The organism is Dactylosporangium thailandense, from assembly GCF_059739745.1.
The window spans coordinates 10,689,341-10,713,909 of sequence record NZ_AP029195.1 but is presented as its reverse complement, the minus strand read 5'-3'; the positions used below and the strand labels follow the sequence as shown (position 1 = coordinate 10,713,909).

General features: G+C 72.3%; 21 protein-coding genes. 7 read left to right on the top strand and 14 right to left on the bottom strand.

Going from position 1 to position 24,569, the window contains the following annotated elements; all coding sequences use genetic code 11:
- Positions 1-182: 182 nt before the first annotated feature.
- Positions 183-1,748, bottom strand: coding sequence for a PQQ-binding-like beta-propeller repeat protein (locus AC6JBM_RS47935; protein ID WP_497980250.1), 1,566 nt, complete (start codon positions 1,746-1,748; stop codon positions 183-185).
- A gap of 32 nt (positions 1,749-1,780) precedes the next feature.
- Positions 1,781-2,389, bottom strand: a complete 609-nt coding sequence (locus AC6JBM_RS47930; protein WP_497980249.1) for a CGNR zinc finger domain-containing protein — start codon at positions 2,387-2,389, stop codon at positions 1,781-1,783.
- A 38-nt stretch (positions 2,390-2,427) separates the two neighbouring features.
- Here AC6JBM_RS47930 and AC6JBM_RS47925 point away from each other — a divergent pair, with 38 nt between their 5' ends.
- Positions 2,428-2,841, top strand: coding sequence for a hypothetical protein (locus AC6JBM_RS47925; protein ID WP_497980248.1), 414 nt, complete (start codon positions 2,428-2,430; stop codon positions 2,839-2,841).
- A 357-nt stretch (positions 2,842-3,198) separates the two neighbouring features.
- Here AC6JBM_RS47925 and AC6JBM_RS47920 read toward each other — a convergent pair whose 3' ends face one another.
- The 4 genes from AC6JBM_RS47920 to pcrA form a co-directional block, all read right to left on the bottom strand.
- Positions 3,199-4,503, bottom strand: a complete 1,305-nt coding sequence (locus tag AC6JBM_RS47920) for an acyltransferase family protein (RefSeq protein ID WP_497980247.1) — start codon at positions 4,501-4,503, stop codon at positions 3,199-3,201.
- 52 nt (positions 4,504-4,555) lie between these two features.
- Complete coding sequence (locus AC6JBM_RS47915; RefSeq protein ID WP_497980246.1) at positions 4,556-4,909, bottom strand: hypothetical protein; 354 nt, start codon at positions 4,907-4,909, stop codon at positions 4,556-4,558.
- 80 nt (positions 4,910-4,989) lie between these two features.
- Positions 4,990-5,325 (bottom strand): hypothetical protein, encoded by a 336-nt coding sequence (locus AC6JBM_RS47910; RefSeq protein ID WP_497980245.1) that lies wholly within the window; start codon positions 5,323-5,325, stop codon positions 4,990-4,992.
- A gap of 182 nt (positions 5,326-5,507) precedes the next feature.
- Positions 5,508-7,907 (bottom strand): DNA helicase PcrA, encoded by a 2,400-nt coding sequence (pcrA, locus tag AC6JBM_RS47905; RefSeq protein ID WP_497980244.1) that lies wholly within the window; start codon positions 7,905-7,907, stop codon positions 5,508-5,510.
- Between the two features lie 298 nt (positions 7,908-8,205).
- Between pcrA and AC6JBM_RS47900 the strand changes: the two genes are divergently transcribed.
- Positions 8,206-8,499 (top strand): chorismate mutase, encoded by a 294-nt coding sequence (locus AC6JBM_RS47900; RefSeq protein ID WP_497980243.1) that lies wholly within the window; start codon positions 8,206-8,208, stop codon positions 8,497-8,499.
- A 17-nt stretch (positions 8,500-8,516) separates the two neighbouring features.
- Positions 8,517-9,245, top strand: coding sequence for a PIG-L deacetylase family protein (locus AC6JBM_RS47895; protein WP_497980242.1), 729 nt, complete (start codon positions 8,517-8,519; stop codon positions 9,243-9,245).
- A gap of 122 nt (positions 9,246-9,367) precedes the next feature.
- On the opposite strand, the gene AC6JBM_RS47890 is transcribed toward AC6JBM_RS47895, so the two are convergent.
- Together AC6JBM_RS47890 and AC6JBM_RS47885 are read right to left on the bottom strand one after the other, a co-directional pair.
- Positions 9,368-10,024, bottom strand: coding sequence for a response regulator (locus AC6JBM_RS47890; RefSeq protein WP_350611938.1), 657 nt, complete (start codon positions 10,022-10,024; stop codon positions 9,368-9,370).
- Positions 10,021-11,301, bottom strand: coding sequence for a PspC domain-containing protein (locus AC6JBM_RS47885; RefSeq protein ID WP_497980241.1), 1,281 nt, complete (start codon positions 11,299-11,301; stop codon positions 10,021-10,023). Before AC6JBM_RS47885 ends, AC6JBM_RS47890 begins: the two co-directional genes overlap by 4 nt.
- Before the next feature lie 160 nt (positions 11,302-11,461).
- Here AC6JBM_RS47885 and AC6JBM_RS47880 point away from each other — a divergent pair, with 160 nt between their 5' ends.
- The 3 genes from AC6JBM_RS47880 (at position 11,462) to AC6JBM_RS47870 (ending at position 15,153) form a co-directional block, all read left to right on the top strand.
- Positions 11,462-13,504 (top strand): PspC domain-containing protein, encoded by a 2,043-nt coding sequence (locus AC6JBM_RS47880; protein WP_497980240.1) that lies wholly within the window; start codon positions 11,462-11,464, stop codon positions 13,502-13,504.
- Positions 13,501-13,743: a hypothetical protein gene (locus AC6JBM_RS47875; protein WP_350611935.1), complete on the top strand. Its 243-nt coding sequence runs from the start codon at positions 13,501-13,503 to the stop codon at positions 13,741-13,743. The genes AC6JBM_RS47880 and AC6JBM_RS47875 overlap by 4 nt, the downstream gene beginning before the upstream one ends.
- 156 nt (positions 13,744-13,899) lie before the next feature.
- The gene (locus tag AC6JBM_RS47870; protein WP_497980239.1) at positions 13,900-15,153 is read left to right on the top strand and encodes a phosphatidylserine decarboxylase; all 1,254 of its coding nucleotides are present in this window, start codon (positions 13,900-13,902) and stop codon (positions 15,151-15,153) included.
- A gap of 68 nt (positions 15,154-15,221) precedes the next feature.
- Here the strand turns inward: AC6JBM_RS47870 and AC6JBM_RS47865 are convergent, their stop codons facing one another.
- From AC6JBM_RS47865 to AC6JBM_RS47845, 5 genes are all read right to left on the bottom strand, one after another.
- Positions 15,222-16,214: a CDP-alcohol phosphatidyltransferase family protein gene (locus AC6JBM_RS47865; protein ID WP_497986701.1), complete on the bottom strand. Its 993-nt coding sequence runs from the start codon at positions 16,212-16,214 to the stop codon at positions 15,222-15,224.
- 291 nt (positions 16,215-16,505) lie between these two features.
- Positions 16,506-17,219 (bottom strand): NUDIX hydrolase, encoded by a 714-nt coding sequence (locus AC6JBM_RS47860; RefSeq protein WP_497980238.1) that lies wholly within the window; start codon positions 17,217-17,219, stop codon positions 16,506-16,508.
- A 5-nt stretch (positions 17,220-17,224) separates the two neighbouring features.
- Positions 17,225-18,160, bottom strand: coding sequence for an NUDIX domain-containing protein (locus AC6JBM_RS47855; RefSeq protein ID WP_497980237.1), 936 nt, complete (start codon positions 18,158-18,160; stop codon positions 17,225-17,227).
- 106 nt (positions 18,161-18,266) lie between these two features.
- Entirely contained in the window at positions 18,267-19,820 is a 1,554-nt protein-coding gene (guaA, locus tag AC6JBM_RS47850; RefSeq protein ID WP_497980236.1) for a glutamine-hydrolyzing GMP synthase, read from the bottom strand.
- Complete coding sequence (locus tag AC6JBM_RS47845) at positions 19,817-21,472, bottom strand: FAD-dependent oxidoreductase (protein ID WP_497980235.1); 1,656 nt, start codon at positions 21,470-21,472, stop codon at positions 19,817-19,819. The genes guaA and AC6JBM_RS47845 overlap by 4 nt, the downstream gene beginning before the upstream one ends.
- 77 nt (positions 21,473-21,549) lie before the next feature.
- Here AC6JBM_RS47845 and AC6JBM_RS47840 point away from each other — a divergent pair, with 77 nt between their 5' ends.
- Positions 21,550-22,803: a hypothetical protein gene (locus AC6JBM_RS47840; RefSeq protein ID WP_497980234.1), complete on the top strand. Its 1,254-nt coding sequence runs from the start codon at positions 21,550-21,552 to the stop codon at positions 22,801-22,803.
- A 483-nt stretch (positions 22,804-23,286) separates the two neighbouring features.
- Here the strand turns inward: AC6JBM_RS47840 and AC6JBM_RS47835 are convergent, their stop codons facing one another.
- Positions 23,287-24,546, bottom strand: a complete 1,260-nt coding sequence (locus AC6JBM_RS47835) for an ABC transporter substrate-binding protein (protein ID WP_497980233.1) — start codon at positions 24,544-24,546, stop codon at positions 23,287-23,289.
- Positions 24,547-24,569: the final 23 nt, after the last annotated feature.

Below are 24,569 nucleotides of genomic sequence, written 5' to 3'. Positions count from 1 at the left end.
CGAACCGGCCGCCGGACTCCGGGGCGCTCCCCCGCAAGGCGCCGCGAACCCCGACGCGTCGCCGCGCCCGCCGAACTGCCGACGCGCGCCCGAACCGGCCGCCGGACTCCGGGGCGCTCCCCCGCAAGGCGCCGCGAACCCCGACGCGTCGCCGCGCCCGAACTACTGACGCGCGCCCGTGGTCAGATGACGCTCAAATACACCTTCGTGGCCTTCTCCTCTCGGGTCGCGACCACCGCGCGGCCGTCCGCCGCCTCGATCGTGGCCTCCGGGCAGCGCGTGTCACAGGCGATCGCGCGCTCCTCCGTCGTCGAGCCGTCGTTCGTCGAGGCCGTGAGCAGACGGAGGGCGCCGGCGGTGTTGCGCCACAGCGTGTAGACGCGGCCGTCGGCCGTCGTCGCCGCCACCGGCTGGTAGCCGCCGAGTCCCGCGAGGTCGGCCTTCCACTGCTCCTTGCCGGTCGCCGCCTCGACGGACGCGATCCGGGCCTTGGCCGAGCCCGGGTCGGCGTAGACGATGCTCGCGCCCACGGCCAGCGGCAGCGTGCCGGGCGCTTCGTGGCGGGCCCCGACCGAGCCGCTGCCCGCGTCCATGTACGTCACCCGCTGCGGAGCCGCGCCCGTCAGCGTGACGAACCCGGCGCCGGAGGAGAGGACTCGGAGCTCGGTCGTGCCGCGCTGAATCGCGTGCCAGGACCAGCGCTCGGCCCCCGACCCGGTGTCGAGCCCGACGGCGACGTCGTCGACGCCCTGGGCCCGGCACCGCAGCGCGACCGCGACGGTCTGCGGGGAGCCGGCCAGGTCGGTCACGTCGCACGCCGCCCCGCCCCGCGCCGGCGTCCACCGCCAGCGCTGGGTGCCGTCGTGGGAGTCGATGCCGAGCAGGTCCCCGGCGCCGATCCCGGCCCCGGACAGCACCGCCGTGCTCCCGGCGGCGTGGACGGTCGCCATCTTCCCCGACTGGTACCGCCGGGAGAACCGCTCCGCCCCGCTCGCCGCGTCGAGCGCGGTGACGAGCACGCCGTCGTCGGTGCCGAACACGACCACGACCGCGCCGTCGACCAGCCCCGCGGCCTGGCTGGGCAGATCGGATCGCAGGTATTGCCAGGCCGGGGTGCCGTTGCCGAGCCAGACCGCCCGGATGCCGTCGGCGGCGCGAACGACGGCCAGGCCCTTGTGCACCCCGACGAGCTGCACACCCGGGAACGCCAGCGGCCACGTCTGCCCCTGCGAGGTCGCCGGGGCAGCGCCGGCGGTCGTGGCGTCCACGAACCTTCCCTCGCGCGCCCAGGAGATGGCGTATCCGGCGGCCACGGCCAGTACGACTGCGAAAACCCCGACGGGAGTCCACCGCCGCCAGTTCGCGCCGGGCAGGCGGCCCACGCCGGTGACGACCAGCAGCACCCAGCCCAGGACCAGCGCGGCGGTCCCCACCACGGTCACGGGCCCGCCGAGCCCGATGCCCGCGCTGGGCTCGACCAGGCGGGCGAGCGCCACCGCGATCACGGTCGCCGCGGCGGCCGCGACTCCGGCGACCACCGAGATCAGGCGCGAGCGGCGCGGCTCACTCCGCCCGTACACCACGCAGAGCCCGCTCAGCAGGGGCCCCAGGAACGCGACTCCGGCGATGGTGACCAGGTCGGGATGCCGGCCGCCGGCCATCGTCCACGGCAGCGCCAGGCCGGCGATGGTGGCGACCACGCCGAGCCCGATGACGACGACGCCTGCGGCGCGAGCGATGAGGTTCACGAGGACAGGATGACGGGTGGGTACGACAGTTTCTATTCGGGCTGCTCGCGGCGCTTCTGACGGTAGGCGGCCGACTTCGCGCGGTTCTGGCACGCGAGCGAGCAGAAGCGGCGGGAGGCGTTCTTCGTGGAGTCGAGGTAGTACGCGTCGCAGCTGTCGGCGCCGCACTGCCCGAGCCGGTGGGTCTGCTGCGTGCCGACGAGGAAGGCCAGCGCGGTCGCGGACTCGGCGGCCCAGGCGTCCACGATCGGCGCGTCCGCCGCGTGGAAGGTCAGGTGCGGCACTTCCCCGGCTGCCGCATGCAGATTTGGTACCGCTCCGAACTCCGCCAGCACCGTGTTCAACGCGAACGCGGCGGTCAGCAGGTCCCCGGCGATGCACGTGTCGATCGCGATGTGCAGCCGCCGCGCCGCCGACGCCAGGTCGTCCACGTCGGCCGACGACACCTCGAAGTCCCTGGTCAACGGGTCGGCCGCGAGCCGGGCGAACGCGTCGGCGAGCCCGGCGTCGGCCGGCGCCCGGCGCCCCTGCCGGACCTCGATCGCGAGGTCGTTGACGATCGCGAGACAGAGTTCGACCCAGGCCGAGACGTGACTGTCTATCGCGGCTTGACCAGTGATACTCCCGCCGGATATCGTCACTGCCATAGCGTACCAAGGCAGTGACGGGGAGGACCGAAATGCAGTTCGAGTTCACCGACGCCGGCCGCATCCTGGCCGGAATCGCCCTGCTCTCGATCGTCACCATCGAATTCGGCGGCTACTTCCTCACCAAGATCGTGCGCGGCTCCGTGCCGACGACCCCCTTCCAGCAGGCCTTCGCTCGCGCCGGCCACGCCCACGCCGGCGTCCTGGTCACCCTGGGGCTGGTCGGCATCCTCTACGCGGACCTCGCCCGGCTCGACGGCGTCGTGGGGTGGCTCGGACGGGTCGGCATCCTGGCCGCGGCGATCCTGATGCCGGGCGGGTTCTTCGCATCCTCGGCCGGGAAGGACCGCACGAAGCCCAACGGGGCGATCGTCATGGTCTGGCTGGGGGCGGCTTGCCTGGCCGCGGGGGCACTGGGCCTGGGAATCGGCGTGCTGACGTCCTGAGCGGAGCCGCCACCGACTCGGCAAAGCCCGACTAGACGCAATGCCGTTCAGTCAGGTGGGTGGCTGGTGGGTCAAGGTTCGTCGGTAGCCGCCGCCGCGCTCGCGCTCATGTGGGCCACCGTCCGCGGCACCCGGCTGTACCGCGCCGGCCTCACCGCCGTCGCCGTCCTGCTCGCCTACCTCGTCGCCACCCCCCGACGGCTGGGGCGCCCAACTGCTCAGCCTGCCGTTCGACCAGCATGTTCGCGCATTCTCACACACGCGCTGCAGACGGCAGGCCGTTGCCTGAGCCCCTAACGGGAAGGCCCCCGCCAGAACGACGGCGCCCATTGGACGCGACGAAGTGCCGCAGTAACGTCAGCTGCCTGTCCGCGCGACCACCGGCACGTCCAGGTCGGTCTGCGGCGATTGTCGAATGTTCCGCCCTCGCCCATCCAGAGCCTGCGTCACGCGACGCCCGAGCCGCTGCGCCGGCCGCTCGATAAAACGATGGGTCAATTCGCTGACGCCCAGCGACAGGGCCAGGAATCCAAGCGCCCATAGCACCTGCACAAACACGGGCTCATGCCAATGGCGTTGCATGACCGGCCCCATCCACAAAATCACCACATAATGCACCACGTACACCGAGTAGCTGATCACCCCCAGCCGTACCAGAACCCGCGGAACGCGGCGGCGACGCAACCCCATCCCGATGACGAACAGCACCGCCACGAGCGTCAGCGTTCCCATCCACGGGCGGGCCGAACGCAGACTCGCCGCGCTCAGATCGGACAGCGCCCACCAGGTACTGGCCATGACGCAGGCGAACACCACCCCGATCGCCGGCGCGGTGACCCGCCAGGACAGCTGGCCCTGCTCAGCTCGGTACAACGCCGTGCCGGCGAACATCAAGGCCGGAATCGAGAGCAAGAACCAGCCAGGAAAGCGGCCGCTGGTCACCAGCAGCACCGCGGCCAGCCCTGTGAGCACCACCGCGCCCGCCCCCACCAGCACTTCTCGGCGGCTGACCAGGGCGACGACACCCAGAACGACGGCCAGCACGACCAGAACGGCCGCACGCCGTGGACCCAGTCCGAGCGCGGGCAGCGTGACGAGCGGGAACACGCCCCCCAGCCCGACCGCGACGGCGGCGAACGCGACCGCCCACGCAGCGCTGAACCGGTGCCATCGGACCACGAACAACGCCGATACCAAGAGATAGAAAATCATCTCGTAAGACAGCGACCACAGCACCGCCGGCACCGACGGAAGACCCAAAATGTCCTGCAGCATCACCGTCGACGCGATCGCCGCCGCCAACCCGTGCTTGACCCCCAGCGACTGCGCAGACACCACACCGGTCACCAGCATGACCAGCGTTGCGCCCATACCCGCCAGCATCATCGGGTACAACCGGAACGCCCGACCGGTCCAAAACGCACGCAGGTCACCCCGGCGCTCCAGCGACGCCGGCACGATGTACCCGCTGATCACAAAGAACAGGAACACCCCGGCCTGGCCAGGGTTGAACCAGGAATCCAGATGCACCCGCACCGCGCGCAGGATGTTGTCAGTGGCGTGCTCATACACCACCAGCAGCACCGCGACCCCTCGCAGCGCATCCAACCAGTCCAACCGCGCGTGCCGGTCACTCTGCTCTCCAACACCCTGCCGTCGCACCAAGGCAGCCTAGAGGACCTCCGACTTTTCGTCAGCCGCCCCATCAGACACCTCACGCACCGTCCAACATGCCGCCACCAACCGGAAGAGGTGGCGACGTGGGCAAGGTGGCGCTGCCCGACGGCGCGGCTTCTACAGCGGCTTCTGCTCGTCCCTGGTCGACGCGTCCTCGATCTGAGGTCGGTCGGGGCCTGAACAGCGAAGCGGCCGCCCCGCGGACCGCGCCGGCCGCACCGGTGATCGCTCCACCCACGCCCTTGGCGGCGGTGAGTGCCTGCGGCGCGTCCGGGATGCCGTCGCCGTCCAGGTCGACACTTCTGAACGGACGTGTCACAGCACTCGCCGCGGTCGTCACCCCGGTGAACCCGGACTGGGCCGTCTGAACGGTCATCATGGCAACGCTCATCGACATAAGCGCGCATCGTTGGGCGCGCGAGCTTTGCCTACGGGCTGCGGCCTTACCGAGGCGACGTATCCGGCCTCAACTCACTCGGCGCCGCCGGCCGAATCCAGGCCGAGTCCGTTTCGATCGAGCACTTCGATGTCGACGACAGTCGTACCGGTGGGATCGAGGCTGAGCCAGATGACGTCCATCCCGTCCCGCTCCAGTTGGACAAGGTAAGGTCCAGCCGACCCGGGCGGCGCGGTCAAGAGGTTGGTGCAGGTCGCCGTGCAGGGGCAGCGACCGTAGAACCGCAGGCTCCCCACTGTGCCGGCGAGCGGGTGTGACGGATCGTCCAGCCTCAAGAGCCGGTCGATTTCGGCCGCCAGCGTCGGAAATACCTCAGCCATTCGAGGCAGGGTCGCAACGCCATCGCCCATCCCGTGAGGGTACGGCGAGAGACTCGACCGCTCGCCGGCGTGCCGCGGACGTCGGTCGGGGTGGGCTCTTGGCACCACGGACATGGCTAGGGCGGTCCCTCCGGCCGAAGGCCATCCGGACCGCCCTTTTGTCTGGCGGGAGCAACGGTCCGCAAGTGACGCGGACCCGAGCAAAAAGCGTTTCAGATCTTCTCCACCGCGGCGTGCCGCAGCACGATCCACATCACCTGGTCGCCGAAGTCGATCTGGGCCTGGGCTCGGGGGCCGGCGCCCTCCACGGCCAGGACCCGGCCGAGGCCGTAGCGCTGGTGGTTGACGCGGTCGCCCACGGCCAGGGCCGGCACGTCGCGCTGGAGCTCGCTGGCCGTCGAGAGCTTCGACGCGTCCAGGCCCAGCTTCGCGGCCAGCTGGGCGGCCTTCGGCGTTCCGCCCACGAAGGACGAGGTGCGGGACTGGGTCGTGCCCGAGGAGCGGCCGCCCACGCCCGCGCGGCCGGACCAGCTCGTGTAGGACGCCTCGGTTCGCTCCCAGCGCATGAGCTCCGGGGGGAGCTCCTCCAGGAAGCGCGACGGCGGGTTGTAGGACGGCTGGCCCCAGGCGGAGCGGGTCACGGCGCGGGAGATGTAGAGGCGCTGGCGGGCCCTCGTGATGCCCACGTAGGCCAGGCGGCGCTCCTCCTCGAGCTCCTTGCGGTCGCTCATGGCCCGCTGGTGGGGGAAGACGCTGTCCTCCAGGCCGGTCAGGAAGACGACCGGGAACTCCAGGCCCTTGGCGGTGTGCAGGGTCATGAGGGTCACGACGCCGGTGTGGTCGGGGTCGTCCGAGGGGATCTGGTCGGCGTCGGCCACCAGGGAGACCTGTTCCAGGAAGCCGGCGACGCTCGGGGGCGGGGCGGCGGTCGCGTCGCCCTGCTCGGCGGCCACGGCGACCGTGGCCTCGGCGCGCTCGGTGTATTCGCGGGCCACGCTCACGAGCTCCTGGAGGTTCTCGACCCGGCCGGCCTCCTGCGGGTCGGTGCTCTCCTCGATCTCGCCCAGGTAGCCGGAGCGCTCCAGGGCGGCCTCGAGGACCTCCTCCGGCATCGCGGTCTCGGCCAGGGTGCGCAGGTCGTCGAGCAGGGCGACGAAGTCGCCGATGGCGTTGACGGCGCGGCTGGAGATGCCGGGGGCCTCGGCCGCGCGGCGCAGGGCGGCGCCGAAGGAGATGCGGTCGCGGCTCGCGAGGGCCTCGATGCAGGCCTCGGCGCGATCGCCGATGCCGCGGCGCGGGGTGTTCAGCACGCGGCGGACGCTCACCGTGTCGTCCTCGTTGACCACGGCGCGCAGGTACGCCAGCGCGTCGCGGACCTCCTTGCGCTCGTAGAAGCGGACGCCGCCGACGACCTTGTAGGGCAGGCCGAAGCGGATGAACATCTCCTCGAAGACGCGGGACTGCGCGTTGGTGCGGTAGAACACGGCGACGTCGGCGGGGCGGACGCCCTCGTTGTCGGAGAGGCGGTCGATCTCGCGGGCGACCCAGTCGGCCTCGGCGTGCTCGGTGTCGGCGACGTAGCCGACGATCTGCTCGCCGGCGCCCTGGTCGCTCCACAGGCGCTTGGGCTTGCGCTCGGTGTTGCGGCCGATCACGGCGTTGGCCGCGGACAGGATGGTCTGGGTGGAGCGGTAGTTCTGCTCCAGCAGGATCGTGTGCGCGTTGGGGAAGTCGCGCTCGAACTCCAGGATGTTGCGGATCGTGGCGCCGCGGAAGGCGTAGATCGACTGGTCGGCGTCGCCCACCACGCAGAGCTCGCCGGTGCTGCCGACCAGCTCCTTCACCAGCATGTACTGCGCGTGGTTGGTGTCCTGATACTCGTCGACGAGCACGTGGCGGAAGCGCCGGCGATAGGTCTCGGCGACCTCCGGGTGGCTCTGCAGCAGGTTGACCACGCGCATGATCAGGTCGTCGAAGTCGAGCGCGTGGGCCTCGGTGAGGCGCTGCTGATAGAGCGTGTAGGCCTCGGCGAGCGCCCGCTCGGCCGGGCCCTTGGCGGTGCCGGCGAAGGTCTCGGGGTCGACGAGCTCGTTCTTGAGGTTGGACACCTGCGTGGCCAGGCCGCGGGCCGGGTAGCGCTTCGGGTCCAGGTCGAGCTCGCGCGCGACGAGCTGCATGAGGCGGCGCGAGTCGTCGGCGTCGTAGATCGAGAACGTCGACTTGAGCCCGGCGTGGTCGTGCTCGGCGCGCAGGATGCGCACGCAGGCGGAGTGGAACGTGGACACCCACATCAGCCGGGCGCGGTTGCCGACCAGCTTGGCGACCCGCTCCTTCATCTCGCCGGCGGCCTTGTTGGTGAACGTGATGGCGATGATCTCGCCGGGGTGCACGTGGCGCTCGCCGAGCAGGTAGGCGATGCGGCTCGTGAGCACCTTGGTCTTGCCCGACCCGGCGCCGGCCACGATGAGCAGGGGCTGCCCCTCGTGCGTCACCGCGTCGCGCTGGGGGCCGTTGAGCCCGTCCAGCAGGTCGCGCCTGGGTGGCCTGGACTGCGCCGCCGGGCCCTCGGGCTGCGGCGGGCGGGACTGAGGTACCTCGAAGAGAGCATGCATCGCAGGGGCGACTCTACGCCGACCCCCCGACAGTTTCCGGCGGCCCGGGCCCGGCGGGTCGAACGGGTGACCGAAAACCGACGGCGTCCCAACTTTCGGAAGACCTTTCCGCTGACCTTGACGCCGTGCCATACTCGGCAACGTGATCGAGAGCGCGCGCTACTTTTTTTACGGCTACCGGAGTCCGGCAGCCGTAGGTCGCGCCTGATCGCAGAACCTACCGACGCCCCGGGCTCCGAAGCCCGGGGCGTTCGCGTTCCCGGGGAGCCCAAACCCCGAGTCAGAGGAACGAAGAGAAATGGCCGCCATCACCATGGAGCAGCAGCCCGCCGACGCCCAGACGGCAACCCCCGACCAGCACATCTCCGGTCTGCGGACCCGGATCGACGAGATCGACTCGGCGATCGTGGCGCTGTGGAAGGAGCGCGCCGCGATTTCGCAGGAGGTCGGCAAGACCCGCGTCGCGGCCGGTGGCACCCGGCTCGTGCTCAGCCGCGAGCGTGAGATCCTCGAGCGCTTCTCCCAGGAGCTCGGCGCCGACGGCACGCAGCTGGCGCTGTTGATCCTTCGCGCGGGTCGCGGGCCGCTGTAGGCGGTACAAATAGGAGCATGACGTTTCCTCCCTCGGCCGCGCCCCTGACTGACGTCCAGCGCGCGCTGTGCGTTCTCGCGCACCCCGACGACGTCGACTTCGGCTCGGCCGGCACGATCGCGACCTGGGTCGATGCCGGCATCGAGGTCGCCTATCTGCTGGTGACGCGCGGCGACGCGGGCGGTTTCGACGACACGCCGCGTGAGGAGATGCCCGTGCTGCGCGAGGCGGAGCAGCGGGCGGCCGCGGCCGCGGTGGGCGTGAAGCAGGTGGAGTTCCTCGACGGATACCGCGACGGCATCCTCGAGCCGACGATCGGGCTGCGCCGGGACATCACGGCGGCCATCCGGAGGTTCCGGCCCGACCGCGTGCTGACCAGCTCGCCGCTGCGGCGCTGGGAGCGGCTCGCCGGGCCGAGCCACCCCGACCACCTGGCGGCGGGCGAGGCGACGACCTGCGCGGTGTACCCGGACGCGCGCAACCCGTTCACGTTCACCGACATCGGGCTCGAGGCCTGGACCGTGCGGGAGATCTGGTACAGCGGCGGCCCGAACCCGGATCACATCGTCGACATCACCGACACGTTCCCGCGCAAGCTCGCCGCCCTGCGCGCGCACGCCTCGCAGACGGCCCACCTGGACGGCTTCGAGGAGATGCTGCGCGAGCGCCACGCGATGGTCGCCCGGGCCGGCGGCCTGCCCGAGGGACGACTGGCCGAGGGCTACTCGATCTTCGCGACGGCCTGAAGAAACCGCCAAAGACCATGACTCGGGCCGTCGGGGTGCGGACCGTCGCTCCCGCCAGACACCGCTAGGCGCTGGCGCGCCGACGCTGCCAGGCCCGCCGTTGGTCACCCCACCCCAGCGCCTCAGACCAGACGGCGGTCGGCGGCCCAGCGCGACAGCTCGTACCGGTTCGACATCTGCAGCTTCCGCAGCACGTTGGAGACATGCGTCTCGACCGTCTTGATCGAGATGAAGAGCTCCTTCGCGATCTCCTTGTACGCGTACCCCCGAGCGAGCAGCCGCAGCACCTCCCGCTCGCGGTTGGTCAGCTGGTCCAGCTCCGGATCGGCGACGGGCGCGTCCGGGCGGGCGGCGAACGCGTCGAGCACGAAGCCGGCCAGGCGCGGCGAGAACACCGCGTCGCCGTCGGCCACGCGGCGGATGGCGTCGGCCAGCTCGTCCGGGGAAATGGTCTTGGTGACGTAGCCGCGGGCGCCGGCCCGGATCAGCCCGATCACGTCCTCGGCCGCGTCGGAGACCGACAGGGCCAGGAAGCGCACCTGCGGATGGGTGCGGCGCATCGCGTCGAGCACCGCGCGGCCACCCCCGTCGGGCATGTGCACGTCGAGCAGCACCACGTCGGGCTCCAGCGCGGAGATCTTCTGCACCGCCTCCGCCACGGCGCTCGCCTCGCCGATCACGTCGACGTGCAGGCCGAGCTCGGCCCGGACGCCCGCCCGGAACATCGCGTGGTCGTCGACCAGGAACACGCGCAGCCGCTGGGTCTCTTCGGTGCTCATCGCTCTCCGCTTTCAGAAGACGAACTGGTGGCCGCGGGTTTGCGGCGCCGGCCCTCGGTGTCGATCGGCATGCTGAGGCGCACCTCGGTGCCCTCCCCCGGCGTGCTGCGGATCTCGGCCTTGCCGCCGTGGCGCTGCATGCGCAGGACGATCGAGCCGCGCACCCCGTGCCGATCGTCGTCCACGGCGGACAGGTCGAAGCCGGCGCCCCGGTCGCGCACGAAGACGCTCACGCAGTCGGGCTCGACCTCGGCGTACAGCGAGATCGTCTGCACCTTCGCGTGCTTGGCCGCGTTCACCAGCGCCTCCCGCGCGGCCGCGACGATGGCGCCGACCTTCTCCTCGACGTCCACGTCGCCGACCACGACGGTCTCCACGGCGACCGCGAACGTGTCCTCGACCTCGGCCGAGGCCTCCTCCAGCGCGGCGCTGAACTTCTCCATGGGCGAGGCCGTCGGCTTGTACAGCCAGTTGCGCAGCGTCCGCTCCTGCCCGCGCGCCAGCCGCTGGACCTCCTTGAGGTCGCCCGCATTGCGCTGGATCAAGGCGAGCGTGTGCAGCACCTGGTCGTGGATCATCGCCGCCAGCTCGGCCCGCTCCTGCTCGCGCACCCGGGCCTCGCGCTCGGCGCTGAGCTGGGTGAACATGCGGTACAGCAGCGGCGCGAGGGCAAGCCCGACGCCGGCCAGGGCCACGGCCGCGAACGCGAGCCCGTAGCCGATCGAGGAGAACGGCACGCCCCGCAGCGGGAACACCCCGACCACGAACACGCCGATGATCCCGGCCACGACGAGCAGGCCGCCGCCGACGAAACGCAAGAGGTAGGACTTGCGGTTGTTGTCGACCGCCGCGCCCAGCCACGGCATCCCGGGAACGGTCGCCGACCAGCGCTCACGGCGCTTCGGGTCCGCCTGGTGCCAGATGATGCCGGCGCCGAGCGCGATGATCGCGGCGAGCCAGCCGATCACCGAGGAGACGCTGCCGTCGGGCTGCACCATGAGGCGCAGGATCACGATGCCGACGCCGAGCGCGAGGAACGAGAACAGCTGGTTGACGTTGCGCCCGCCGCCGCGCCCGTGCGGCTGCAGCGGCAGGACGGCCCAGAACGCCGCGTAGAGCAGCGCCCCGAGCCCGTTGAACGCGGCCAGCACCACGAACGCCGCCCGAACCAGCACGACCGGCGCACCCAGGTGCGCGGCGATGCCGGCGGCAACCCCTCCCACGACCCGGTCGGCGGGCTCGCGATAGAGGCGGCGGACGGGGAACGGGCTGCTCATCGGGCTCGTCTCTGCTCGGGTTCCGGATTCGGTACCTCCAGATCGTCACACGGATCCAGGGCGCGAAACCACTCCCAGCGCCCCGGAGCCGCAGAATCAGGGTGGCGTCAGGGTCGATGCCTGAGGCGGTCGACCCCGCGCGTCCGCCAGCATGGATGGCATGACGAACCCGCCTGCCGCCGACGAGCCGGCCGCCCACGCCGTCGCGGGACGGGCCGCGGAGCCAGATCCCGCGCCGCCCGCCGCCCCCGGCGCCGGCGACGCGACACCCGAACCATCGACCCCCGAGCCCTCGACCCCCGAACCCTCGGCCCCCGAACCCTCGGAATCGGACACCGCGCGGCTCGACGCCACCCCGGCCCCCGAATCCGACAAAACGCCCGAGTGGGAGCCGGGCACCGCCACCGCGGCGAACGAATCCGACGAAACGCCCAAGGACGACGAGCCCCGGCTCGAGGCCGAGTACGAGTCGTCCAACCCGTCCGCGCCGTTCGAGTGGCCGACGGGCGACACCCACACTCCCCCGCCCGGGGACGTGCCGCCGCCACCGCCGCCCGGGAGCGCGCCGCCGCCCCCGCCGTTCGGAGCATCGGTGCCGCCACCGCCCCCGTTCGGGTCCGCGGGGTTCAACCGCCACCTGCTCGTCCGGCCGCAGCAGGGCCGGTACATCGCGGGCGTCTGCGCCGCCATCGGTCGCGCCACGAACACCGACCCCACGCTGTGGCGGGTCATCTTCGCCGTGCTCACCCTGGCCGGCGGCGTGAGCATCGTCGCCTACCTGCTCGGCTGGCTCCTGCTGCCCGCCGAGGGCGACACCGGCTCCCCGCTCGAGGCGCTGCTCGGCCGCGGCCGCTCCGGCACCTCCGCGCCCCTGGCGATCGTCATCGGCGTCGGCGCGGTGCTCGCGTTCCTGCTGGTCATGTCGCAGAACTTCGGCGCCGCGCTGGTCGGGCTGGCCGTGGTCGTCGGCGTGATCGCGCTGGTCCTGCGCGGACAGGCCGGCAACGGCCAGCCGCCGCCGGGGCCGTTCGTGCCGCCGGCGGTGCCGAACCCGCCGCCCACGCCGTTCGCGACCGCCGGCGCGCCGTTCGGAGGCCCGCAGTTCCAGCCGACCGCACCGGGCCCCTCGTTCGGGCCGATGTCGTTCGGCGCCCCTTCGTTCGGTGCCCCGTCGTCCGGGCCCACGCCGTTCGGCCAGGCACCGATGCAGCCCCAGGCCCCAGTGACCCCAGGAGCACCCACGATGTCCACCGCACCCGGCGCGCCCCCGGCGCCCGAGTCCGGCACCGGCCCGGCCGAGGACTTCCGCTCCGCCTCGACGCCGCCGGCCCCGCAGCCCGCGGCGTACGCGGAGGGCAAGTCGCCGACGATCGGCCCGCGACCACCGCAGCTGCCGCCGTTGCCGCCCCTGCCCCCGCTGCCGCCGATGCCGGGCAGCGGACCCGGGGCCGGCTACCGGCCGCCGTTCGCACCGCACGGGCCCTACGCGGCCTCCAGCCCGTATGCGGCCAGCCTCGGCTACCCGCCCCCCGGCGTGCCGATGTCGCCGTATCCGGGTCTGGCCCCGACTCCGCCGCCGAAGAAGCCCAAGGAGCGCTCGCGCCTGGGCCGGATCACGTTCTCGCTGATCCTGCTCTCGCTGGGCATCCTCGCGGCGCTCGAGGTCACCGTGGCGGACTTCAAGGCCTCGACGTTCTTCGCGGTACCGCTGGCGATCACCGCCCTCGGCCTGATCACGGGCGCGTGGCTCGGCCGGGCTCGGATCCTGATCCTGCTGGGCGCGGTGCTGAGCATCGCGCTGGCGATCGCGACCGCGGCGACGGGCACCTCGGTGCCGCACCGCAGCGACAACATCAGCATCCGGCCGACCTCGTTCGACGAGCTGGGCGAGCGGTACTCCACCGACATCGGCAACATCGACGCCGACCTCACGCAGCTCAACTTCAAGACGCAGGAGGTCACCCCGACGGTGGTCGCCTTCCGGATCGGTACCGCGGGCAACCTGACAATCACGGTCCCGCCGGACGTGGACGTGACGGTGACCGTGCACATCCAGGGCGGGGACTGCCGGGTGTTCGAGTCCAGCTGCGGCGGGTTCAACACGACCACCACCGTCACCGACTACGGCGCCGACGGGCCCGGTGGCGGCAAGCTTGCACTGGACCTGGACACGCAATGGGGAGATGTGAGGGTGGACCGATGAAGCCGCACCGTCTGGACGGCGTCTCGCTGACGTTCGGCCTGATCTTCCTGGGCATCGTGGTCGTCTGGCTGTTCAACCAGGCCGTCTCGGTGCACCTGAACGCCGGCTGGATCGTGGCCGTGGGCCTGATCCTGTTCGGGGGACTCGGCCTGCTGGGGGCGCTGCGCTCGGACAAACCCGAGCGTGGCAAGGCCGGGCAGCACGGCGACGGGCTCGACTACGACCTGGACGCGGAGTAACCCGGCCGGGCGGGGGGCCCGGCTCGCGCACCAGGACGTGGACCGCCACGTCGCGGCACGGAATATGCTGGCCGACGGGGTTCGTGACCCCGTCGGCCAGCTGCCTGTTGCGGCCAAGACATCTTCACCCTTCTGCCTTTGAGGAGCCCTTCCGAGATGACCCAGTTTCCCGTTGGCGGCACATCCGGCGCTTCCCGCCGCCCGATCCAGATCGGTGACCGGGCCGCCCGGGTCCTCGCCTCCGAGCTCGCCCGCCACGGCGGTCCCAAGACCGGCCTGGTGATCGGCGCGGCGGCCGGTTCCGCGGCGCTGGCCGCGGTGATCGACGCACTGCTGCCCGACGACCGGCTGACCGTGGTCGGCACCGGTCCCGGCGCGGCCGCCGCCCTGCGCGAGCACGTGGAGCGCCAGGGCCGCTGGGTCGCCGACCGCACCCGCGTGATCGACTCGATCGACGCCGCCGAGCCCGCCGACGTCGTGATCCACGCCGAGGCGCTGAGCGGCAGCGCCGAGGACGCCCGCGAGGTGCTCGGCGGCCTGGCCAAGCTGGTCGCCGACGGCGGCGTGCTCACCGTCGTGGTGGCCGCGACCCGCCTGCCCAGCGGGGCGGCGGACGAGGTCGAGCGGCAGGCGGCGCTCTACGGCGTCGGCAGCGACCTGGTGCTGCGCAACGTCCCGCCGGTGCGCATCCACCGGCTGCGGCACACCCCGGCCCACCACAGCGCGGCCGCGAAGCTGCTGCCGGCGCTGCGCCCGTCCAGCGTGCCGCTGACCCGGGGCATGCACATCGACTCCAACGGCGTGGCCGCCGCCGGCATCGCGCTGGGCCTGGCCGCGCTGGCCAAGGCGGCCCGCCCGAAGTCGAAGCTCTGGCTGGTCCCGGCCCTGGCCGCGGCCCCGGTGGCGGCGTTCTTCCGCGACCCGCAGCGCGACGTGCCGGAGGACGCGAAGGCGGTCGTGGCGGCCAGCGACGGCAAGGTGCTCGGGGTCGAGCGCATGCACGACAAGCGCTTCGGCGACATGGAGTTCCTGCGGATCGCGGTGTTCCTGTCGGTGCTCGACGTGCACGTCAACCGCGCGCCGGTGGCCGGCAAGGTGGTCGACTACTTCGTCGAGGACGGCGGCTACGCGGCGGCGATGAAGCCGGAGGCGGAGCACAACGTCGCGGCGTACACGCTGCTCGAGACGGTCCACGGCCCCGTCGCGGTCGTGCAGCGCACCGGGCTGATCGCGCGCCGGATCGTGCAGCGCGCCCCGATCGGCTCGCTGCTGGCCAAGGGCGAGCGGTTCGGCCTGATCCGCTTCGGCTCCCGCACCGACGTCTACCTGCCCGCGGACAAGGCCGACCCCGAGGTCGCGCCCGGCGACCGCGTGGTGGGCGGCCAGACGGTCATCGCCACCTGGAAGTAACGGCCAAGCAGAACGGCCCCGCTCCTGCGATCAGGAGCGGGGCCGTTTTTCGCTGTGGGGACCGCGACTCAGGCGGCCTTGTGGCGCTGCTTGAGCCACAGCAGGGGGCCGCTGACCAGGTAGGCGAAGACCACCACGACGAACGTGATGCGGTAGTTCACCAGGGCGCCGATCACCGGCAGCGCCAGCAGCCACGGCGGCAGCTTCACGAGGCGGGCGAGCTTCGCGTAGGGGAAGCTCGAGACCATCGCGAGGCCGAGCAGCACCACGCCGGCGACGCGCAGGGCGGCCGGCATCTGCGGGGCGATCAGCGTGGCCAGCGCGAGGACCGCGGCGCACATCGTGGTCGGCACGCCGCAGAAGAAGCGGCCGTCCTTCGGCGAGACGTTGAAGCGCGCGAGGCGGATCGCCGCGGCCGCCGCGACCAGGGCACAGGCCGGGATGAGCAGCCAGCCGGGCGCGGACGCGTTCAGCCAGGAGTAGACCACGACGGGCGCGGCCAGGCCGAACGAGCACATGTCGGCGAGCGAGTCCATCTGCGCGCCGAAGGGGCTGGCCACACCGAGGCGGCGGGCCAGGAAGCCGTCGAGGCCGTCGAAGATGACGCAGGCGATGAGCAGCGAGGCCGCGACCCGCACGTCACCCTGGTTCACCGCGATGAAGATCGCCGACAGGCCGAGCATGAGGCTGCTCAGGGTGCAGGCATTGACGAGCGCGAAGCGGATGCGGCGGGCGACGGTGCGCTCGCCGGGCAGCAGCGGGATGGCGAGCGACTGCGGCTCGTCTTCCACCGGCGACGTGACCGCCGGGGGGGCGACCGTCGGCGCGGTCTCGACGGCCGGGCTGACCGGCGCGAGCGCGATGACCTCGGCCGCCAGGTCCCGTGACACTCCGTCACGGCGGCGCATGCGCAGACGCGGCAGGCGGACGCGTCCGGTGCGGGTGTCGGTCTCCGCGGCGGGGACGAGCAGGGAGGTCGCGCCGGCCACATTGCCCTCACCACGGCGCCCCACACGTCCGGCGAAGAGCACCTGGCGGGCGAGGGAGCCGCTGCGTCGCAGCCGTCCCGCCCATTGCCTTCCGCCACCGGGGCGCGGGCTGTCCGTAGTGCGTCGTCGCTGCCAAGGTGTGCTCGGCACTGATCCTCCACTGTAGGAACGAGGTTCCCACGGTCGCTTTTCGGGGCCTTTCGACCCTCGATGTCCGTTTCGCGAGACGGTCTCGCGATCTACACGGTCTCATATCAGGTCGCGATTGGCGATGCCTCAGGACGGAAACCGCCGGTTCAGGCGAACCGCAGAACTACTCAGTGTAGTTTTTCGTTAACCTCTAGTCCATTTTAACGACGTCGGTCACTCGCCCGTTGCGGGCAGTGAAGCGGCCCACTGCACCACCTCGGTGACGGGCAGCCCAGCGAGGTCGCCCGGCTCGAACCAGGCCGCCGACGCGGTCGAGCCGCCGGCCTCCTCCGTCACGCTCGGTGTCGAGGGCTCGGGCACCAGGACGCGGTAGAGCGCCCGGACCGCGTGCCAGTTCATCGGGTACCCCTCCGGGCCGACAAGACCCGAACTGCGCCGGTGCGTCACCCCGAGCAGCTCGACGATCTCGCCGCGCTGGCCGGTCTCCTCGTACAACTCGCGCAACAGGGCCTCGGCCGGCTGCTCGCCGACGTCGGTCCCGCCGCCCGGCAGGTGCCAGCGGCCCGCCCCGGGGAACCCGCGGGCGATCTCGGTGAGCAGGACGCGTCCGGCCGGGTCGGTGACGAACCCGTAGGCGGCGAAGCGCTGCCCCTTCGGCAGCTCGGACTCGCTCGCCGGCTCGGCGTCGGCGGGCCCGGGCGCGTCGGCGGGGACGACGTCGAAGAGGACGCGATCCTCGTGGAGATCGGGGGTGGTCAGGGCGAGCACGTCGCGTACACCCGAAACAGCAACCGGAAGCCCGGCACTCTCGCGGAACAGCCGGACCACCGCGGTCGCCGGATTCTCCCCGTGCCGGATCGGCCCGCCGACCTCCTCGGCCGTGCCCAGCAGCCGCCCGTAGACCGTGATCACCCGTGTCCGCGTCATGGTGATCAGCGTAGGCCGACCCCGCGAAGGGCCTCCTCCGTCACTTCGGTCAATGGCAGCTCGTCCAGGTCGTCCGGGTCGAACCAGCGCGCCTCGGCGGTCGAGCCGCCCACGTCGTGGATCACCGGGCGGCTGGAGCGGGCCACCTGGACGCGGTAGAACGCGCGGACCCCGTGCCAGTCGATCGGGTAGCCCTCGGGGCCGAGCTGGGCCGCGTCGCGGTGGCTGGCCACGCCGAGCAGCTCGACGATCTGCCCCTCCTGGCCGGTCTCCTCGACCAGCTCGCGGATGAGCGCGACGCCGGGCTGCTCGCCGAAGTCCGTGCCGCCGCCGGGCAGGTGCCAGCATCCGCCGCCGGGGTAGCCGTCGGAGATGCGGGTGAGCAGGACGCGGTTGCGCCGGTCGGTGCAGACCGCGTAGGCGGCGAAGCGCTGGGCGCGGTGCAGGCCGTCGGGGCCGGGCACCGCGTAGAAGGACGGCACCTCGGGCGTGCCGTCGGGGCGGATGTCGGCGGTGGCGTCGGGCAGGCCGAGCGCGTCGGCGGTGAACCGGCGCAGCGGCAGGGCCTGGGCCTCCTCGAGGGTGACCCAGCGGGCGAGGTCGGTGGGCTGCCCGACCCGGTCGCGCAGCGCGCCGCCGCGCATCGAGACCTCGTAGATCAGCCGATCGGTGTGGATCGTGAGCCCGCGCGTCGGCAGGGCCCGCATGTCGGCCAGCACGTCGCGCAGCTTGACCACGGCGACGGAGAGGCCGGTCTCGGCCGCGGTCTCGCGCACGACGGTGTCGACCGGGTTCTCACCGTGGTCGACGGCGCCGCCGGGCAGCGACCAGGCCCCGGGCGTCCCGGACTTGGCCGAGGCCCGCACGAGCAGGAAGGCATCGCCGTCGACGCAGACGCAGTAGGCCGCGATGCGCCGCAGCGGCTGTAGCGCTGGAGTCACGGAAATGAATTGTCCGGCTTTCTCAGCCGCTCGCCAAGAGCGAGTTCAGCCTGAAATGGCTGAATGAAATTCTTCTCAGGGGTGGGTGGTCGGGGCGGCAGCCGGGTCATTCCCATTCAATGGTGCCCGGCGGCTTGGACGTAACGTCCACGACCACGCGGTTGACCTCGCGGACCTCGTTCGTTATCCGGGTCGAAATCTTGGCGATCAGCTCGTGCGGCAGCCGCGACCAGTCCGCGGTCATCGCGTCGTCGCTGGAGACCGGGCGCAGCACGATCGGGTGACCATACGTCCGGCCGTCCCCCTGCACCCCGACGCTGCGCACGTCCGCGAGCAGCACCACCGGGAACTGCCACACGCTGCGGTCCAGCCCCGCGGCGGTGAGCTCCTCGCGGGCGATCAGGTCGGCGGCCCGCAGGATGGCCAGCCGCTCCTCGTCCACCGCGCCGATGATCCGGATCGACAGGCCCGGCCCCGGGAACGGGTGGCGCATGACGATCTCCTCGGGCAGCCCGAGCGCGGCCCCGATCTGGCGCACCTCGTCCTTGAACAGCGTCCGCAGCGGCTCGACCAGCGCGAACTGCAGATCGTCGGGCAGCCCGCCGACGTTGTGGTGGGACTTGATGTTGGCGGTGCCGGTGCCGCCGCCGGACTCGACCACGTCCGGGTAGAGCGTGCCCTGCACGAGGAACTCGACGTGCTCGTCGGCGTCGAGCTCGCGGGCGGCCGCCTCGAAGGTGCGGATGAACTCACGCCCGACGATCTTGCGCTTCTGCTCCGGGTCGGTCACCCCGGCCAGCGCGCGGAGGAAGGTCGCGGACGCGTCGACGACCTTGAGGTTGATCCCGGTCGCGGCGACGTAGTCCTTCTCGACCTGCTCCGCCTCGCCCGCGCGCAGCAGGCCGTGGTCCACGAACACGCAGGTCAGCTGGTCGCCGACGGCCTTCTGCACCAGGGCCGCGGCCACCGCGGAGTCCACCCCGCCGGACAGCCCGCAGATCACCCGCTTGGTGCCGACCCGGGCCCGGATCGCCTCGACCTGCTCCTCGATGATGTTGTTCGAGGTCCAGGTGGGCTCGATGCCGGCGATGTCGTAGAGGAAGCGGCGCAGCACCTCCTGGCCGTGCGGGGTGTGCGCCACCTCGGGGTGGAACTGCACACCGGCCAGCCGGCGGTCGGTGTCCTCGAACGCGGCCACCGGCGCGCCCGGCGAGCCGCCGGTGACCGTGAAGCCGGCCGGCGCCGCGGTCACGCAGTCGCCGTGGCTCATCCACACCGACTGCTCGGCCGGCAGGTCGCGCAGCAGCACGCCGCCGTCGGCGGCGAGGGTGAGCGGGGTGCCGCCGAACTCGCGGTTGCCGGTGTGGGCCGCCTCGCCGCGCAGGGCCACCGCCATCGCCTGGAAGCCGTAGCAGATGCCGAAGACCGGCACCCCGGCCTCGAACAGCGCCGGGTCGACCTGGGGCGCGCCCTCCTCGTAGACCGATGAGGGGCCGCCCGAGAGGATGATCGCCGCGGGGCGCTTGGCCAGCAGGTCGGCGACCGGCATCGAGCTCGGCACGATCTCCGAGTAGACGTGGGCCTCGCGCACCCGGCGGGCGATCAGCTGGGCATACTGCGCACCGAAGTCGACTACGAGCACTGGCTGCGGCGTGGTCATGGGCAAAAGCCTAGTCGGAGCGCGGCCGGAGCCTCCGCGGGGACGGCGGGACGTGACGGAGTTATCGGTGCGACCGGGCGATACGGGGCGCCCAGGTCCGGGCGCCGATCCGGCTCACCCTTGTTCGGCCACATCGACGCCGCCCGTTCGGCCTGCGCCGCGATCGTCAGCGACGGGTTCACCCCCAGGTTGGCCGAGACCGCGGCGCCGTCGACGACGTGGAGTCCCGGATGGCCGAAGACGCGGTGGTACGCGTCCACGACGCCCGTCTCCGCCGAGTCCCCGATCGCCGCGCCGCCGAGGATGTGCGCGGTGAGCGGAATGTTGAAGACCTCGGACCAGCCGCCGCCGGGCAGCCCGCCGATCTCCTCGGCCAGCAGCCGGACCGCCTCGTTGCCGGCCGGGATCGAGGCCGGGTTCGGCTCGCCGTGCCCCTGGGTCGTGGTGAGCCGCCGCCGGCCCGTCCACGAGCGCTTGTAGTGCACGTCCAGCGAGTTGTCGAGCGACTGCATGACCAGCGCGATCACGGTCTTGTGCGACCAGCGGCGCACCGAGAGCACCCGCAGGTGCCGCAGCGGGTGCCGGAAGAACACGCCGAACCAGCGCAGCGGCCGCCAGGGGCCGCCGTCGGTGAGCACGGTCTGCAGCAGGCCCATCGCGTTGGAGCCGGGGCCGTAGCGGACCGGCTCGATGTGGGTGTTCGCGTCCGGGTGGAAGGAGCTGGTGATCGCCACGCCGTCGGTGAAGTCGACGCCCTTGCGCAGCGAGCGGGCGCCGACGATGGACTCCGAGTTGGTGCGGGTCAGCTTGCCCAGGCGGGGCGAGATCCGGGGCAGCACGCCGTCGGCCCGCATCCGGTGCAGCAGGCGCTGGGTGCCGATCGCGCCGGCCGCGAAGACGACCTGGCCGGCCTCGAAGGTCTGCCGCCGGCGGCGCCGGTCGGTGCCGCGGGTCTCGACCGAGTAGCCCTCGGCGGCGGGGCGCACCGCGGTGACCGTCGTGAGCGGGTACACCCGCACGCCCTGCTGTTCGGCGAGGTGGAGGTAGTTCTTCACGAGCGTGTTCTTGGCCCCGACGCGGCAGCCGGTCATGCAGGAGCCGCAGTGCGTGCAGGTCTGGCGGATCGGCCCGGCGCCGCCGAAGTAGGGGTCCACGCCGGAGCGCCCGAAGTACACCCCGACCGGCGTGGCGTGGAAGGACTCCCCGACGCCCATGCGCTCGGCCACCGCACGGAAGGCCCGGTCGGCGGCGGTGGTGCGGGCGTAGGTCGCGACCCCGAGCATTCGCTCGGCCTGGTCGTAGAAGGGCTCGAGCTCGGCCTGCCAGTCGGTGATGCCCCGCCACTGGGGGTCCTCGTAGAAGGGCGGGAGGGGGCGGTACAGCGTGTTGGCGTAGACCAGCGAGCCGCCCCCGACCCCGGCGCCGGCGAGCACCAGCACGTTGCGCAGCATGGTGATCCGCTGGATGCCGAAGCAGCGCAGTGCCGGTGCCCACAGGAAGCGCCGCGCGTCCCAGGACGTCTTCGGGAACTCGTCGTCGGCGAAGCGGCGCCCGGCTTCCAGGACGGCGACCGAGTACCCCTTCTCGGCCAGGCGCAATGCGGTCACACTGCCGCCGAACCCCGATCCGATGACCACGACGTCGTAGCGCATGCCCCATAGTGACCCGTGAGTAACTTGGACGGAAGCCCCTTCGGTTTCGGTGGTCATCTGCGGCAGACTGGTCAACTATGGCGAGACTTCCCGGCGGGCTGCCCGTCTGGCGTGGTCGCCGGCTGCTGGGCGCCGACGACGCCGGCCGCGCCGTCGGGGCGACGCCGCCCGCGCTACCGGCCGTCGATGCGAGCCACCACGCGGCGCTGCACTCCGTGGTGCTCGACGCCCTGAAGTTCGCCGACGTGGGGGCTCCGCAGTCGGTACACCTGGGAGGCTCCCCAACGGTGGAGTTCCGGGGCGGCGCGCTCGTCATCGGCCTGCCTCTGGCCTGGGGACTCTCCGCCGACCAGCTGCGCATGCTGCTCACCCACGAGCTCGCCCTGCCCGCCTCGCGCCACCCCGACCTCGTGCGGGGCCTGCTCGACGCCCGCCAAAGCACTCCCGCCGGCGAGAAGGCCGCCGCCCGCCACGCCCGCCTGCTCGGCGCCACCGAGCCGCTGCTGGCCGAGGCCGAGCAGGTCCGCGACGCGGCCGCGATCACGGCGGCCGGCGGCGGCCTCTCCGCCGTCGAGGACGCGGCCCGGGCCCTGCTCAAGGCGGCCGCGATCCACGCCGCGTTCTCGGCCTTCGCCGCGGCCCCGCTGGCCTCTGGCACCATGTCGGCCTTCAACACCGGCTCCCTGCCGACGACCGGCCCGATCCACGCGGAGGACCTGCACGCGGGCTGGCGGCTGCGACTCTCACGCTGGGGCGCGCCCACCGCCGACGTCGACCGCGAGGAGCTCGCCGGGCACCACCCAGGGCTCGCCGAGGAGCTGCGGGCCCCCGCCGACGGCCCGCTGGTGACCCTGGACCCGGACGCGGCCCACATCGACGAGCTCGGCCCGGCGGCGCTGCGAGCGCTGGCCGCCGAGGTGCTGCCGTCCGGCTCCGGCGAGCCCTGGGTCCGCCTCGCCGACCTGCCCGTCGAGGCTTACCTGCCGGACGTGGAGCGACGGGCCCGGCAGTACGTCGAGGCGGTCAACGAGGTCCTCGGCCGCACGCCGGACGGGCGCGACGAGCTGGCCGGGACGCTGCTGCGCCGCCCGGTGGACGTGGAGCGGGCGCGGCGGGGGCTGCCGGCGGCCGCCGACGCGGAGCCGCCGCCACCGTGGATGGGGGCGGCGCTGCTGGCCGTGGTGGTCGAGTACACGCTGCTGCGCAAGGGGTGGCGGCGGGAGCATCCGCTGCTGCCGCGGCGGCTGGTCGCGCCCGACTCGGACGCGGTGCTGGACCTGAACGAGCTGGTGCGCAGCGACCCGGGCGCCCTGCGCAGGCACCTCGGCTGACGCCGGTCGCGCGTCAATTTGCCGCCGGACGCGGCGCCGGACCTCGACAAGTGCGCGGGCACCCCGGCTGACGCCGGTCGCGCGTCAATTTGCCGCCGGACACGGCGCCGGACCTCGACAAGTGCGCGGGCACCCCCGGCTGACGCCGGTCACTCGTCAATTTGCCGCCGGACGCGGCGCCGGACCTCAACGGGCTCGTGCGCAGCGACCCGAGCATCCCGCGTAGGCACCTTGGCTGGCGCTCGTCGCGCGCCGGCGCCGCCAGTCCTGCGGACAGCGATCCTCGATATGTCGGGCCTCAGCTACGTCGGGTGCCCCGCGTAGGCACCTTGGCTGACGCTCGTCGCGCTCCCAGACCCGCGAACAGCGATTTTCGATATGTCGGGCGCTCCGCGCCGCGACATACCGGATTTATGCCCCGTCAGGCGATAAGTCGGAAATATCTGTGCGCGAAGCGCCGGATATTTCCGACAAGCGCGACAGCTACAGGTTCGGCGCCTGGGTGATCGAGAGCTCGGCGGGCTGGATGACCATGTAGCCGTTCTGCGTCCGCTGCTCCACCACGCCCGCCGCGAGCTGGTTCACGCCCGTGCCGTCGAACCGGACCCCGTTCCACGGCATGATCGTCTGGGTCGCGGGCATGCTGAGCTGCTGGACCGAGTTGCGCACCGCCTGCTTCGTGTAGTCGCCCGCCTGGTCCATGGCCATCGCCAGGGTGAGCGTCGCCATGAACGCGTCCGCCGCGACCTCGGTCAGCTTGGTGTGGAACGCCTGCTCGAACATCGCGCCGATGACCTGCGCGGTCGGGTTGCGTGTGGCGAACTCGTTCGACCAGCCGGAGGCCCGCAGCGCGGTCGGGTTCTTCACGCCGTCGAGCGCGGCGACGGCCGGGCCGAGCGCGATCACCGAGGCGGTGCCCTTGAGCTTCACCGCCAGGTCGTTGGCGGCGCTCGCCTCGGCGGGGCTGGTCACGATGGCGAGCACCGCGTCGCCCTTTTGCACCTGCCCGTTCGGCTGGCCGGCCTCGCTGCCGGTGAGGGGCAGCACGTGGTCCTTGCCCGCGACCTCGTAGCCGGAGGACTGACTGAGGTCCTCGATCGAGTTCTTGAGGCTCGCGACCTCCTTGCCGAGCTCGCCGCCGGGCGCGCCGGACGCGGTCACGATGCGCTTGACCTGGCCGTTCGTGCCCTTGTAGCGGTAGAGCAGGTCCAGCGCGGTGTTGACCAGGTGCCGGTCGGTCGGCTGGATGCGGAAGTGCCCGGCGCGGTTGGACTCGCTGAAGGTGTCCGACGTGGTCAGGCCGTCGATCAGGGAGACGCCGAGGAAGTCCGCGACGCGGCTGGTCGTCTGGGCGACGTCGATGGTGTCGGCGAGGATCAGGCCGACCGCGCCGTCGTCGACGAGCTTGGTCGCCTCCTTCTCGATCCGCTCCGGCGCGCTGGCGGTGTCGCCGGTGAGCAGCGTGATCTTGGTGCCACTGCGCAGGCCGACGCCGGGGCCGAGGGGCAGGGGCAGCGGCTTGCTCGGGACGTCCCGGTTGACCACCTCGAGGGCGAGCCGGGCGCCGAGGGTGGCCTGCTGGCCGAGCTGCGCGTTGGGCCCGCTCGTGGGCACCAGGAGCCCGATCGCGACGCTGGCCGGCGGGGTCACGGCCGGCTTCGCGTCGCCCGTGCACGCCGACATGAGTAACGCCGACGCCAGCACCAGGGCGGTCACTGCGGGCCGTCGGCCCCGGGTGAGCACGGCGTATGACTCCTTGTGGCGCG